Here is a 13,463-nt window from a genome sequence, read left to right as displayed (position 1 = left end):
TACCGAGGTGGTGAAATTGGTAAACACGCTACCTTGAGGTGGTAGTACCCTGTTATTTTGGGTTTACGGGTTCAAGTCCCGTCTTCGGTACCAAAATTAATATTGCATTATTTATATTTTTAGCATATCATATATTCTCTAAAGTAGACGCGGGGTGGAGCAGTTTGGTAGCTCGTCGGGCTCATAACCCGAAGGTCGTTGGTTCAAATCCAACTCCCGCAACCAAATACCGCATTTTATATTAATTACTAATTAATGATGATATTTTTATAATATATATATATAATTTATAAAATTATTTTATATATTTATACTGATAAAATTTTTTTGAATTAAATAAAATTAATCTATAATGTAGATATATTTATATAGATAATAAAAATATTATTTCAAATAATTATTATTTTTATTAAAAAAATACATTCATATTGCTAATATAAGTAATAATCTTTGAATATAATCTAGTTTTCTAATTTTAGAATTTAATATTTAAGGATAACTAGGATGAATAAAGAAATATTAGCTGTTATTGAAGCAGTTTCAAATGAAAAATCTTTACCTCGTGAAAAAATATTTGAAGCTATGGAAAGTGCTTTAGCTAGTGCTACAAAAAAAAAATATGAACAAGATATAGAAGTATTTGTTAATATTGATCGCAAAAATGGTAATTTTAATACTTTTAGAAAATGGTTAATTGTAAAAAAGGTTAATTATCCTACTAAAGAAATTACATTAGATGCTGCACGTATTGAAGATAATAATTTAAAATTAGGTGATTATATTTATGATCAAATAAAATCTATTAATTTTGATCGTATTACTACTCAAGCTGCTAAACAAGTTATTGTACATAAGGTAAGAGAAGCTGAAAAGGCTATTACTATTGCTAAATTTAAGAAAAAAGAAGGTAAAATATTAAGTGGAATAGTAAAAAAAGTAAATAGAAAATACTTAAATTTAGATTTAGGACATAGTACTGATGCTATTATTTTACGTTCTGATATGTTACCAAGAGAAAATTTTAGACTAGGAGATAGAATAAGAGGTCTACTTTTCTATATTAAAGAAAATGTTAAGGAAACACAATTATTTTTAAGTAGATCTAAAGTACAAATGTTAATTGAATTATTTCATATAGAAGTTCCTGAAATAGCAGAAGGATTAATTGAAATTAAAGGTGTTGTAAGAGATCCAGGATCTAGAGCTAAAATTGCTGTAAAAACAAATGATAAAAGAATAGATCCTGTAGGAGCTTGTGTAGGCATGAGAGGTGCTAGAGTACAAGCAATTTCTAACGAATTAAATGGAGAACGTATTGATATTGTATTATGGAATTCTGATCCTGAAAAATTTGTTATTAATGCAATGTCTCCTGCTGAAATATCAACAATTATTTTAAATAAAAAAAAACATATTATAGATATTGTAGTAAAGGAAAATAACTTAGCACAAGCTATTGGCAGACATGGACAAAATATTCGTTTAGCATCACAATTAAGTGGTTGGGAATTAAATGTTATGACTAAAAATGATTTATTTCATAAACATAAACAAGAAAAAAATAATATTATTGATATGTTTGTAAAACATTTAAAAATAGAATATAAATTATCAAAAACAATAGTTGAGGATGGGAAGATATCTTCTTTTAAAGACTTAATATTAATTCCACTAAATAAATTATGTAAGATAACTAATAGTTTTAATTTAAAAATGAATTATTTAAAAAAAATTAAAAAATTAGCTAAAAATATAAATAATGAATCTTTAATAAGGAAAAATAATCATGAAAAATTTAAAAATAATTTGTTACAATTAAAAGGAATTGATAAAAAATTATCTGAATTATTAATAAATAAAGGAATTTTAACTATTGAAAATTTAGCAGAACAAAGTATTGAAGATATATCTGATATAGATAATCTAAATGAATTAGAAGCAGGAAAAATAATTATGTCTGCACGAAATATTTGTTGGTTTAATAAAAAAAAATAATACATAATTAATTATAAAAATAGAGGAGTAGACAGCATGATAGATGCTGTTATAACTATAAAATCTTTAGCTAATGAAATTAAAATTTCAGTGAAAAATATAATCAAATATTTTTCTGATACAGGTATTTCTAAATTAGAAAATGATATTGTTAATATAGAAGAAAAAAAAAAACTTTTAATATATTTAAAAAATAAAAAAATAAAAAATTTAAAATTATTAACTTTACATAAAAAAAAATATAATGTTTCATATGTCAACAATAATCAAGGTAAAAAAAAATCTATAAAAATTAAAAACAAAAAAGTTAGTAATATAAAAAATATTACAGATTATCAGAAAAAAAATTATTTAGAATTAAATAAAAAAAAAATAAACAAAAATAAAAAATATTATGTTCAAAAAAATTCAAAAAATAAAAATATAAATAATGATATTTTTAATAAAAAAATATATAAGAAAAAAAAATATAAAATAAATTCTAAAAATTATAAAGATAAGAAAAAAAATACTACTAATAAAAAATATAAATTAAATTCTTCTAAATTATATCAAAATTTTAATAAACCTATTAAAAATATTAACCGTGATATTGTTATTAATGAGACCATTAGTATATTAGAATTATCGAATAGAATGGCTGTTAAAAGTTCAGAATTAATAAAAATTATGACAAATATGGGAGAAAAAATTTCTGATGTTAATCAATATTTAAAACAAGAAACTGCTCAATTAATTGCAGAAGAAATGGGACATAAAGTTATATTACGTCATGAAAATGATATAGAAAAATTATTAATTGATAATAATAAAAATAATATTAATATAAAACCAAAAACAAGATCTCCTATAGTAACAATTATGGGTCATGTAGATCATGGTAAAACTTCTTTATTAGATTATATTTTTTCTAGTAATATTGCTTTAAAAGAAGTAGGTGGAATAACTCAATATATAAATGCTTATGAAATAAAATTTGATAATAAAAATATCACATTTCTTGATACTCCTGGACATAAATTTTTTACCTCTATGAGGTTAAGAGGAATACAAATTACAGATATAATTATATTAGTTATTGCAGCTGATGATGGAGTTATGCCACAAACTATAGAAGCAATAAAACACGCAATAAAAACAAAAGTTTCTATTATAGTTGCTATTAATAAAATCGATAAAAAAATTTCAAATTTTAAAAAAATAAAAAGTGATTTAAGTAGGTATAATATTATACCTGAAGAATGGGGCGGAGATAATATTTTTGTTAATGTTTCTGCTAAAACAGGAGAAGGTATTAAAGATTTACTAAATGCTATTTTATTACAAGCCGAAATGTTAGAATTGAAAGCAATTAATACAGGTATGGCTCAAGGTATCGTTATTGATTCTTATTTAGATAAAGGAAAAGGTCCTATAGCTAATATCTTAATAAAAGAAGGAATACTAACAAAAGGAAATATAGTATTATGTGGATGTACTTATGGTAGAATAAAAAGATTAATGAATTTTAAAGGAGAAAATATAATCCAAGCTGGACCTTCTACTCCTATTAAAATTTTAGGTTTATCTGAAATTCCATATGCTGGTGATATTTTAATAGAAGTAAATGACGAAAAAAAAGCTAAAGAAGTAGCATTATATAGAAAAAATAAATATCGTGAAATTAAATTAGAAAAAAAACAAGAACAATTTAAAAAAATATTTTTAGATTTAAATGATAATAATAAAAACATTCATGAAATAAATATTTTATTAAAAGGAGATGTACAAGGTTCTGTAGAAGCTATTAAAGATACTTTAATTAAATTGTCTAATGAAAAAATTAATATAAAAATTATTAATTCAGGAGTAGGAGAAATTACAGAAACAGATGTATTATTTGCAATAGCTAGTAATAAAAATAATGTTATTATTATTGCTTTTAATATTAAAGCAAATAATATTGCTAAAAATTTAATAAGAACAGAAAAAATAAAAATTAAATATTTTTCTATTATTTATGATTTAATAGATGATATGAAAAAATATATAAAAAAACTTTTATTACCAAAATATCAAGAACAATTATTAGGATTAGCAGAAGTAAGAAGTATTTTTACAATTCCTAAAATAGGAATTATAGCTGGGTGTATAGTTACATATGGATTTATTAAACGTAATAATTTAATAAAATTATTAAGAAATAAAAATATTATCTATCAAGGAATACTTGATTCTTTAAGAAGATTTAAAGAAAATGTTAATGAAGTACGTAATGGTATGGAATGTGGAATTAGTATCAAAAATTTTAATGATATTAAAATAGGAGATAAAATAAAAGTTTTTTCAAAAACTGAAATTATAAAAAAATAGTAATTAAAAATAGAATAATATTTTTTAATATTATTAAATATTAAAATGGGGGTTTTTTGTATCGTAATTTACGTATTTCATATGAATTAAAAAAACAAATAGCAAAAATATTACAAAATAATATTAATGACATAAGAATTAATAAATTTATTACTGTTACTGATATATTAATATCAAAAGATTTTTCATATGCAAAAATTTTTATAATATTACCATATAAAGAAGAAAAAATAAATAATAAACAAAATTCACTTTATCATTTAAATAATATTACAGAATATATTAGATATATTCTTAAAAATAAAATTAATTTACGAAAAATACCAAAAATTAAATTTTTTTTAGATTTTTCTTTAAAAGAAGGAAAATATATTAATGATATTTTAAGTAAAATTAAAAAAAATACTTAATTATATAAGTAAAATTATAATATAAATATTAATTAATATATGTCTAAAAAAATAAAGAAACGTAATATAAATGGTTTATTATTACTTGACAAATCTACAGGTTATACATCAAATAAACTTCTTCAATATATTAAAATTATTTTTAGAGCAAAAAAAGCAGGTCATACAGGAACATTAGATCCACTTGCTAGTGGTTTGCTGCCGATTTGTTTAGGAGAATATACTAAATTTAGTAGTTATTTAATAAATAAAAATAAAATTTATATAGTTACGGCATTGTTAGGTGAAAAAACTAATACTGCTGATAAAGATGGTGTTCTTATTAAGAAAAGAGATATTTATGTAAATAAAGAAAATATTATTAAAAAAATAAATTTTTTTAAAGGAGAAAATACACAAATTCCTCCTATGTATTCTGCTCTTAAATATAAAGGTATACCTCTTTATAAATATGCTAGATTAGGAATTAATTTTTCTCATTTAAAAAAAAGAAAAATTATAATTTATGACATTAAGTTATTAAAATTTTATAAAAATAAAATTAAATTAAAAATTAATTGTTCTAAAGGAACTTACATACGCAGTATTATTGATGAATTAGGAGATAAACTAAATTGTGGAGCACATATAATAAAATTACGTAGAATACAAATATCTCATATTTCTATTTTACACAAAAATGTTATAACTATTGAACAGTTAAATATTTTAATTGAAAATTATAAAAATAATAAATTAAATGTTTTTTTAATAGATAAATTATTATTACCAATTAATTATATGATAAATTATTTACCTAAATTATATTTATCATTTACATTAATAAATAATATTAAAAATGGAAAAAAAATAAAAATTGTTCCTTTAGTAAAAAAATACAAAATATTCCGTATATTCGAAGATAATTCCTATAACCTTATAGGTGTTTGTCAAATTAATAATGAAGGTTATATAACAAAATATAAATTAATAAATTTCATTTAAAAATTTTATAATTATTTTAATTAATAAATAATTTATTGGAGTTTAATTATGTATTTTAATAAAGAAAAAAAAGAAAAAATCATAGAAAAATATAAAATAAATGATAAAGATAAAGGATCAACAAAAATACAAATAGCTTTACTAACATTTAAAATTAATTATTTACATAAACATTTTAATTTACATAAAAAAGATCACCACAGTCGTAGAGGATTATTACATATGATATCACAACGTCGAAAATTATTAAATTATTTAAAAAAAAAAAAATTGCATGATTTTAACATATTAATTAAAGATTTAGGATTAAAAAAATAAATATATTTTTAATATTATTTATAAATTTTTAAAAGTTTAAATTCTTAATATTAAATTTTTTTAAAGGATATTTATTTTGTTAAATCCCATTATTCATAGATTTCGTTATGGTAATAATACTGTAACTATTGAAACAGGAATGATAGCTAGACAAGCAACATCAGCAGTAATGGTTAGTATTGATGATACAGCTGTTTTTGTAACAATGGTAGTAGATAAAAAAGTAGTACCAGAACAAAATTTTTTTCCATTATCGGTATACTATCAAGAAAAATCATATGCTGCTGGACGTATTCCTGGTAATTTTTTTCGTAGAGAAGGACGTCCTAGTGAAGGAGAAATATTAATTTCTCGTTTAATAGATCGTCCTATAAGACCATTATTTAAAAAAGGTTTTTTAAATGAAGTACAAATAATTGCTACTGTTATGTCTTTAAATCCTGATATTAATCCGGATATTGTAGCTATTATTGGAGCATCTACTGTTTTAAATTTATCCGGAATTCCTTTTAATGGAATATTTGGAACTGCTCGTGTTGGTTATATTAATAAAAAATATATACTAAATCCTAGTATAAAAGAGATGAAAAATAGTGAATTAGATTTAATTGTTACTAGTACAAAAAAAGCTATTTTAATGGTAGAAGCAAAATCTAATTTATTAACTGAAGAACAAATTTTAAATGCAATAATATATGGTCATAATAAACAACAAAAATTAATTGATAATATTATTCATTTATCTAATAAAGTTAAAAAAAAAGATAAAGAATGGACATTATATCCTATAAATAAAAATCTTAAACAAAAAATTATTTTTTTATCACAAAAAGATTTAATAAACGCATATAGTATTAAAGAAAAGCAAAATAGAATTAATCAAATTGATTTAATTAAATTAAAAATTATTGAATTATTAAAAGAAGAAAAAGAATATGAAAATACATCTATTAATCATATAAATGAAATTTTTTATGAATTAGAAAAGAAAATAGTAAGAAAAAATATTATTGATAAAAATCTTAGAATTGATGGTCGTGAACATGATATGATCCGTAATTTAGATGTACGTACAGGAATTCTTCCTAGAACACATGGTTCAGCTTTATTTACACGTGGAGAAACACAAGCTTTAGTAACAGCAACATTAGGTACTGCTAGAGATGCACAATCTTTAGATAATTTAATTAATAATAAAATAGATAATTTTTTATTTCATTATAATTTTCCTTCTTACTCTGTTGGTGAAATTGGGATTATTAGTAATCCTAAAAGACGTGAAATTGGTCATGGTAATCTAGCAAAAAAATCATTAATCCCAGTAATGCCTGACATAAATAATTTTCCATATACAATAAGAATTGTATCAGAGATAACAGAATCAAATGGTTCTTCTTCAATGGCTTCAGTATGTGGTGCTTCTTTAGCTATGATGGATGCAGGTATTCCTATAAAAAATGCTGTTGCTGGAATAGCAATGGGATTAATTAAAGAAAATAAAAATTTTATAATATTATCAGATATTTTAGGTGATGAAGATCATTTAGGTGATATGGATTTCAAAGTTGCAGGTACTGAAAAAGGTATTACTTCATTACAAATGGATATGAAAATAGAAGGTATAACCTATAAAATTATGAAATTAGCTTTAGCACAAGCAAAATTAGCTAGATTACATATTTTAAAAATAATGAAAAAAGCTATTTGTTTTCCTAGAAAAAATATTTCAGAATTTGCACCAAGAATTCATACCATTAAAATTAATCCGGAGAAGATTAAAGATATGATAGGAAAAGGAGGTTCTGTTATTAGAGCTTTAACAGAAGAAACTGATACAATTATTGAAATAGAAGATAATGGAGTTATAAAAATAGCAGCTAAAAATAATGAACAAATTAAATTTGCAATTAGTCGTATAGAAGAAATTACAGCAGATATAATAATTGGAAAAATCTATAATGGTAAAGTGATTCGTATTGTTGATTTTGGAGCATTTATTTCTATAGGTAATGGAAAAGAAGGATTAGTACATATTTCTCAAATAGCTAATAAACATGTGAATAAAGTTAGTGATTATTTAAAATTATTACAAAATGTATTTGTAAAAGTTATGGAAATTGATAAACAAGGAAGAATTAGATTAAGTATAAAAGCTGCTAATAAAAATGTTAGTAAAAAAATTTAATTTTTATTTTGTATAAAAAATTAATTTGAATAACATTATCAAAAGATAAATAGTAATTAATGTAGTAATTTGTGAAAATTAATTATTAATATTTGTAATTATGTTTATTTTAAACATAATTACAATTTAAATATTTATAAATATTTTATTTATTAATATAAAATATTAATCTTTTTTTTAAATATATTAAGGAACATAATGAATGACTAATATTACTTTCGCAAAATTTGGTTTAAATAAGTTTCTTTTAAAATCATTAAATAATACAGGTTATTTAAAACCTTCTCCTATACAAAAAAAATGTATTCCTTATTTATTAACAGGTAAAGATGTATTAGGAATAGCACAAACAGGAAGTGGTAAAACTGCAGCATTTATATTACCACTATTAAATAATTTAAATTTATCTATAAAAGCAACACAAGTATTAATTTTAACACCTACAAGAGAATTAGCGATACAAGTAGCAGAAGCTACATTAGTTTTTGCAAAATATATTCATGGTGTAAATATTGCTCCATTATATGGAGGACAGTCATATCATCTACAATTAAAAAATTTACGTTTAGGAGTACAAATTATTATAGCTACTCCAGGACGTTTATTAGATCATATAAAAAAAAAAACTGTTAATTTAACTAAATTACGTAGTTTAGTTATAGATGAAGCTGACGAAATGTTAAGAATGGGTTTTATTGAAGATGTAGAAAAAATATTATCAACAATACCTAAAGGATATCAAACTTCATTATTTTCAGCAACAATGCCACAAAGAATAAAAAATATAACCAAAAAATTTATGATACATCCATATGAAATATTTATAAAAACAAATATTAAAACTATTCCTGATATTAAACAAACTTATTGGATAATATATGGTAAAAAAATAGATGCTTTGATGAAATTTTTAGAAACTGAAAATTTTGATGCAGTTTTAATATTTGTTAAAATGAAAACATCTACAATTGAAATATCAGATATACTAAAACAATTTGGTTATGATAGTGCACCATTAAATGGTGATATGAAACAAAGTAATAGAGAACAAACTTTAGAAAAATTTAGAAATGGAAAATTAAAAATTTTAATTGCTACAGATATTGCTGCAAGAGGTTTAGATGTTGATAAAATAAATCTAGTTATAAATTATGATTTTCCTATGGATATAGAATCATATATTCATCGTATAGGTAGAACAGGAAGAGCAGGTAGACAAGGTAAATCTTTAACATTTATTGAATACAGAGAAAAAAGATTACTTAAAAATATTGAACGTAGAATTAAATGTAATATTAATGAAATAATATTACCAAATTCAAAAATTTTAGGTCAAAAAAGATTAGAAAAATTTATTGTAAAAATACAAAAGGAAGTAAATAATATAGATTTAAAAAAATATAAAAATATTTTATCAAAAATATTAATTCAAATTGATATAAATCAAGAAACATTAATGACTATTTTATTAAAAATGGCACAGGAAAAAAGACCTCTCATTTTACCTCCTGATCCTTCTTATAATACAAGAAAAAAATTTTATAAGAAATCAAATCTTGTTAAAAATAATTATATAAAAAAATATAAAAAAATAAAAAATTATATGGATATATATCGTATTAATATAGGGAAAAAAGATAATGTAGAAGTTCGTCATATTGTAGGAGCAATTATTAATGAATTTAATATTAATAGTAATAATATTGGTAATGTTAAATTATTTACTAGTTATAGTACTATTGAATTAAACTCAAAAATTAAAAAAAATATTATTCAATATCCTAATATTAGGATTTTAAATAAAAAAATAAATTTTCTTTTAATACCTAAATTTAAAAGATCATATAAAAATCTTAACTTTAAATTTAAAAATAATAAAATTATAAAAAAAGATATATAAAACTTGGTAAAAATTTTTTTAAAAAAACATTATTTAATTAGTAAAATATATAAATATTATTATATTAATAATATTTAAATTGTATTTATAATATTACCTTTAAATAAAAAATATATATATTATAAAACATTACTTTTTATTTTTATTAATTAAATAAATTTCATTTATTGATTTTTAATTAATAAAAATTAACTAAAAGACTTATAAAAATTTATTAATCCATTAGTTGAACTATCATATTTATTTATTTCTTTTATTTCTTGGCTAATATCATTTAACAAAATATTAGCTACTTTTTTACCTAATTCAACACCCCATTGATCAAAAGAAAAAATATTTAATATCACTCCTTGTATAAAAATTTTATGTTCATAATAAGAAATTAATGATCCTAAATTATAAGGATTAATTTTTCTTAAAAAAATAGAATTACTTGGATGATTACCAAAACAATATTTATATATATTTTCCTGTAATATATCTTTATTATTAGTATTACCAAATGCTAATGTTTTAGTTTGTGCAATAAAATTTGAAATTAATTGATTATGATGTTCTTTAAAAGAATTGTTTAAATTATTTACTGAAGCTATAAAATCACATGGTATTAATTTCGTTCCTTGATGTAACATTTGGAAAAAAGAATGTTGTCCATTAGTACCAATATTTCCCCATATTATGGGACTTGTTTGGTATTTTATTTTATTTCCATTTCTATCTATAGATTTACCATTAGATTCCATACATAGTTGTTGTAAATATTGTGGAAAAAAACGCATATTATAAGAATAAGGTATTATTGCTTCTGTTTCTGTATTCCAAAAATTACTATACCAAATACTAATTAATGCCATAATAATAGGAATATTATTATTTATAGGAGTATAAAAAAAATGATTATCCATTTTATTAGCTCCTTTTAATAATTTTTTAAAATTATAAAAACCAATAGATAAAGAAATAGATAATCCAACTGAAGACCATAAAGAAAAACGTCCTCCTATTTCAGATAATAATGGTAAAATATTATTTTTATTAATACCGAAATTTATTGCAGCATTAATATTATTTGTTACAGCAATAAAATGTTTTAATAGTATTAAATTTTTATTTATGTTTGTAATAACATTTTTCATAAACCATTTTTTTATACTTAAAGCATTTGTTATTGTTTCTTGTGTAGTAAAGGTTTTTGATACAATAATAAATAAACTTTCTTCTAGTTTTATTTTTTTTATAATCTCTACTAATTGATCAGAATCAATATTAGATAAAAAAAATAAATTCAATTTATTTTTATATGATTTTAATGATTCTGTAACCATTAATGGTCCTAATTCTGATCCACCTATACCTATATTTATAATATTTTTAATTTTTTTATTTGTATAACCTTTCCATTTTTTTGAAATAATATCATCAGAAATATTTTTAATTTTTTGTAAAATAAAATTTATATTATTATGTATTTTTGTATTTTTTAATAAAAAATTATTAGTTCTTGTTGCTATATGTAATACTGAACGTTGTTCTGTAACATTAATTTTTTTACCATAAAATAATGCATTAATAGCATTAATACAATTAGTTTCTTTTGCTAAACCAATTAAAAATTTTATTGTATTTTTATTTATTATATTTTTTGAATAATCAAAAAGAATATTATTCTCGAAATTAATTGAAAAATTTTTAAATCTATTTACATCTTGTTTAAAAAGATGATGAAGAGTAATTTTTTTAATTTCTTTTTTATGATTTTGTAAATTTTTCCAAGAAATAGTTTTTGTAGGATTAATATTTTTCATAATATACATATTATTTATTATATAATAAGATATAAACTTTAAAATAAATAATATTTTTAAACATCAAATTTTTATAATAAAAAAATTATATCACAAATTTAAAATTTATTAAAAATCAATTTTTTAAATTTATATATAATATAATACTATATTTATATTGAGTTTATTTTATATGATTTTAAGTTATTTAATTATTCCATATAGTAATTTATTTATTAAAAATAAATATACAGTTATTATACTTCATGGATTATTTGGTAATAAGAAAAGTTTATATGTAATGGGAAAATTTTTAAATAAATATTTAAAATATAAGATTATATTATTAGATATAAGAAATCATGGACTATCAATTTCTTATAGAAGAAAAATGGATTATATTTTTTTGTCTCAAGATGTTTTAGATACTTTAGATTTCTTAAATATTAAAGATAATCTTATTATTATAGGACATTCTATGGGAGGTAAAATAGCGATGAAACTTACTCAATTAATACCTCATAAAATAAAATTTATTGTGATATTAGATATTGCTCCTATTAAATATAAATATTATGATAATAATATCTTTACTATATTTGATATAATATATCAAAAAAATATTTTAACTAGAAAAAAAATTTTTCAAATAATGAAATCACATATTAAAAATGTGTATATAATAAATGTATTATTAAAATCATTTAAAAATGGAAAATGGAATTTTAACTTAAAAATTTTAAAAAAAGAATATAAAAAAATATTAGATTGGAATATAATTCCTCAATGGAATGGGAATATTTTTTTCTTAAAAGCCGAATTATCTAATTATATAAATTTTATATATTATAATGACATATTTCGTCAATTTCCTTTTGCTAAAATTTATAATATTCCTAATGTTGGTCATTTGTTACATATTGAAAATGAAAAATTAATTTTTCATTTTATTTTAAAATTTTTTTATAAATAATATTTATTGGAGAAAAATAATAAAAAATGTCAAAAATAGGTATTTTTTTTGGTAGTGATACAGGTAATACAGAAAATGTTGCATTAAAAATACAAAAACAATTAGGAAATCAAATTTCATCAGTATTTAATATTTCTCAAACAGAAAAAAAAGATATTGAAAAATATAATATTATATTATTTGGAATACCCACATGGTATTATGGAGAAGTTCAATGCGATTGGGATGATTTTTTACCTATTTTACAACAAATTAATTTTAAAAATAAAATTATAAGTTTATTTGGTTGTGGTGATCAAGAAGATTATGGAGATTATTTTTGTGATGCAATAAAAATTATTTATGATATAACAAAAAAAAATAAAGCACAAATTATAGGATATTGGCCTACTAAAGGTTATAATTTTTATAGTACTAAAAGTTTAAAAAATAAAAATTATTTTTTAGGATTAACTATAGATGAAGATAGACAGCCAGAATTAACAAATTCACGTATTATAACATGGACTAAACAAATATCTAAAGAATTAAAAAAATAAAATTATAAAATCAATTATATTAA

At 20.1% G+C, this 13,463-nt stretch carries 10 protein-coding genes and 2 tRNA genes; 11 read left to right on the top strand and 1 reads right to left on the bottom strand.

What is annotated here, in order from left to right; translation table 11 throughout:
- Window position 1: 1 nt before the first annotated feature.
- The 9 genes from GJT90_RS01535 to GJT90_RS01495 all read left to right on the top strand — a co-directional run bounded on the left by GJT90_RS01535 (window position 2) and on the right by GJT90_RS01495 (window position 10,144).
- Window positions 2-93 (top strand) — tRNA-Leu (locus tag GJT90_RS01535).
- A gap of 55 nt (window positions 94-148) precedes the next feature.
- Window positions 149-225: transfer RNA gene (locus GJT90_RS01530), tRNA-Met, on the top strand.
- 279 nt (window positions 226-504) lie between these two features.
- The gene (gene nusA / locus GJT90_RS01525; RefSeq protein ID WP_168920128.1) at window positions 505-1,995 is read left to right on the top strand and encodes a transcription termination factor NusA; all 1,491 of its coding nucleotides are present in this window, start codon (window positions 505-507) and stop codon (window positions 1,993-1,995) included.
- Window positions 1,996-2,031: 36 nt separating this feature from the next.
- Window positions 2,032-4,347, top strand: a complete 2,316-nt coding sequence (infB, locus tag GJT90_RS01520; RefSeq protein WP_168920127.1) for a translation initiation factor IF-2 — start codon at window positions 2,032-2,034, stop codon at window positions 4,345-4,347.
- Window positions 4,348-4,403: 56 nt separating this feature from the next.
- Window positions 4,404-4,757, top strand: a complete 354-nt coding sequence (rbfA, locus tag GJT90_RS01515; protein WP_168920126.1) for a 30S ribosome-binding factor RbfA — start codon at window positions 4,404-4,406, stop codon at window positions 4,755-4,757.
- A gap of 39 nt (window positions 4,758-4,796) precedes the next feature.
- The gene (gene truB, locus GJT90_RS01510; protein ID WP_168920125.1) at window positions 4,797-5,741 is read left to right on the top strand and encodes a tRNA pseudouridine(55) synthase TruB; all 945 of its coding nucleotides are present in this window, start codon (window positions 4,797-4,799) and stop codon (window positions 5,739-5,741) included.
- 48 nt (window positions 5,742-5,789) lie between these two features.
- Window positions 5,790-6,059, top strand: a complete 270-nt coding sequence (gene rpsO, locus GJT90_RS01505) for a 30S ribosomal protein S15 (RefSeq protein WP_168920124.1) — start codon at window positions 5,790-5,792, stop codon at window positions 6,057-6,059.
- Between the two features lie 76 nt (window positions 6,060-6,135).
- On the top strand, window positions 6,136-8,244 hold the full coding sequence (gene pnp, locus GJT90_RS01500; protein WP_168920123.1) for a polyribonucleotide nucleotidyltransferase: 2,109 nt from the start codon (window positions 6,136-6,138) through the stop codon (window positions 8,242-8,244).
- A gap of 202 nt (window positions 8,245-8,446) precedes the next feature.
- Window positions 8,447-10,144, top strand: a complete 1,698-nt coding sequence (locus GJT90_RS01495) for a DEAD/DEAH box helicase (protein ID WP_168920122.1) — start codon at window positions 8,447-8,449, stop codon at window positions 10,142-10,144.
- Window positions 10,145-10,332: 188 nt separating this feature from the next.
- On the opposite strand, the gene pgi is transcribed toward GJT90_RS01495, so the two are convergent.
- A complete protein-coding gene (pgi, locus tag GJT90_RS01490) occupies window positions 10,333-11,949 on the bottom strand; it encodes a glucose-6-phosphate isomerase (RefSeq protein ID WP_168920258.1) in 1,617 nt (538 codons plus the stop codon).
- Window positions 11,950-12,121: 172 nt separating this feature from the next.
- Here pgi and GJT90_RS01485 point away from each other — a divergent pair, with 172 nt between their 5' ends.
- Together GJT90_RS01485 and fldA are read left to right on the top strand one after the other, a co-directional pair.
- On the top strand, window positions 12,122-12,901 hold the full coding sequence (locus GJT90_RS01485) for an alpha/beta fold hydrolase (RefSeq protein ID WP_168920121.1): 780 nt from the start codon (window positions 12,122-12,124) through the stop codon (window positions 12,899-12,901).
- A 26-nt stretch (window positions 12,902-12,927) separates the two neighbouring features.
- Complete coding sequence (gene fldA, locus GJT90_RS01480; protein WP_168894779.1) at window positions 12,928-13,440, top strand: flavodoxin FldA; 513 nt, start codon at window positions 12,928-12,930, stop codon at window positions 13,438-13,440.
- The last annotated feature ends 23 nt before the right edge of the window (window positions 13,441-13,463 follow it).

The sequence above is a fragment of the Enterobacteriaceae endosymbiont of Donacia dentata genome (assembly GCF_012570745.1).
Lineage (GTDB): Bacteria > Pseudomonadota > Gammaproteobacteria > Enterobacterales > Enterobacteriaceae.
The sequence above is the reverse complement of the archived record's forward strand: the minus strand, read 5'-3'. Positions and strand labels throughout refer to the sequence as shown.

Excerpts from the sequence above, each read along its gene's own strand:
- infB (WP_168920127.1), top strand. The coding sequence starts at position 2,032 with ATGATAGATGCTGTTATAACTATAAAATCTTTAGCTAATGAAATTAAA.
- GJT90_RS01495 (WP_168920122.1), top strand. The coding sequence starts at position 8,447 with ATGACTAATATTACTTTCGCAAAATTTGGTTTAAATAAGTTTCTTTTA.
- rpsO (WP_168920124.1), top strand. The coding sequence starts at position 5,790 with ATGTATTTTAATAAAGAAAAAAAAGAAAAAATCATAGAAAAATATAAA.
- nusA (WP_168920128.1), top strand. The coding sequence starts at position 505 with ATGAATAAAGAAATATTAGCTGTTATTGAAGCAGTTTCAAATGAAAAA.
- GJT90_RS01485 (WP_168920121.1), top strand. The coding sequence starts at position 12,122 with ATGATTTTAAGTTATTTAATTATTCCATATAGTAATTTATTTATTAAA.
- pgi (WP_168920258.1), bottom strand. The coding sequence starts at position 11,949 with ATGAAAAATATTAATCCTACAAAAACTATTTCTTGGAAAAATTTACAA.
- truB (WP_168920125.1), top strand. The coding sequence starts at position 4,797 with ATGTCTAAAAAAATAAAGAAACGTAATATAAATGGTTTATTATTACTT.
- fldA (WP_168894779.1), top strand. The coding sequence starts at position 12,928 with ATGTCAAAAATAGGTATTTTTTTTGGTAGTGATACAGGTAATACAGAA.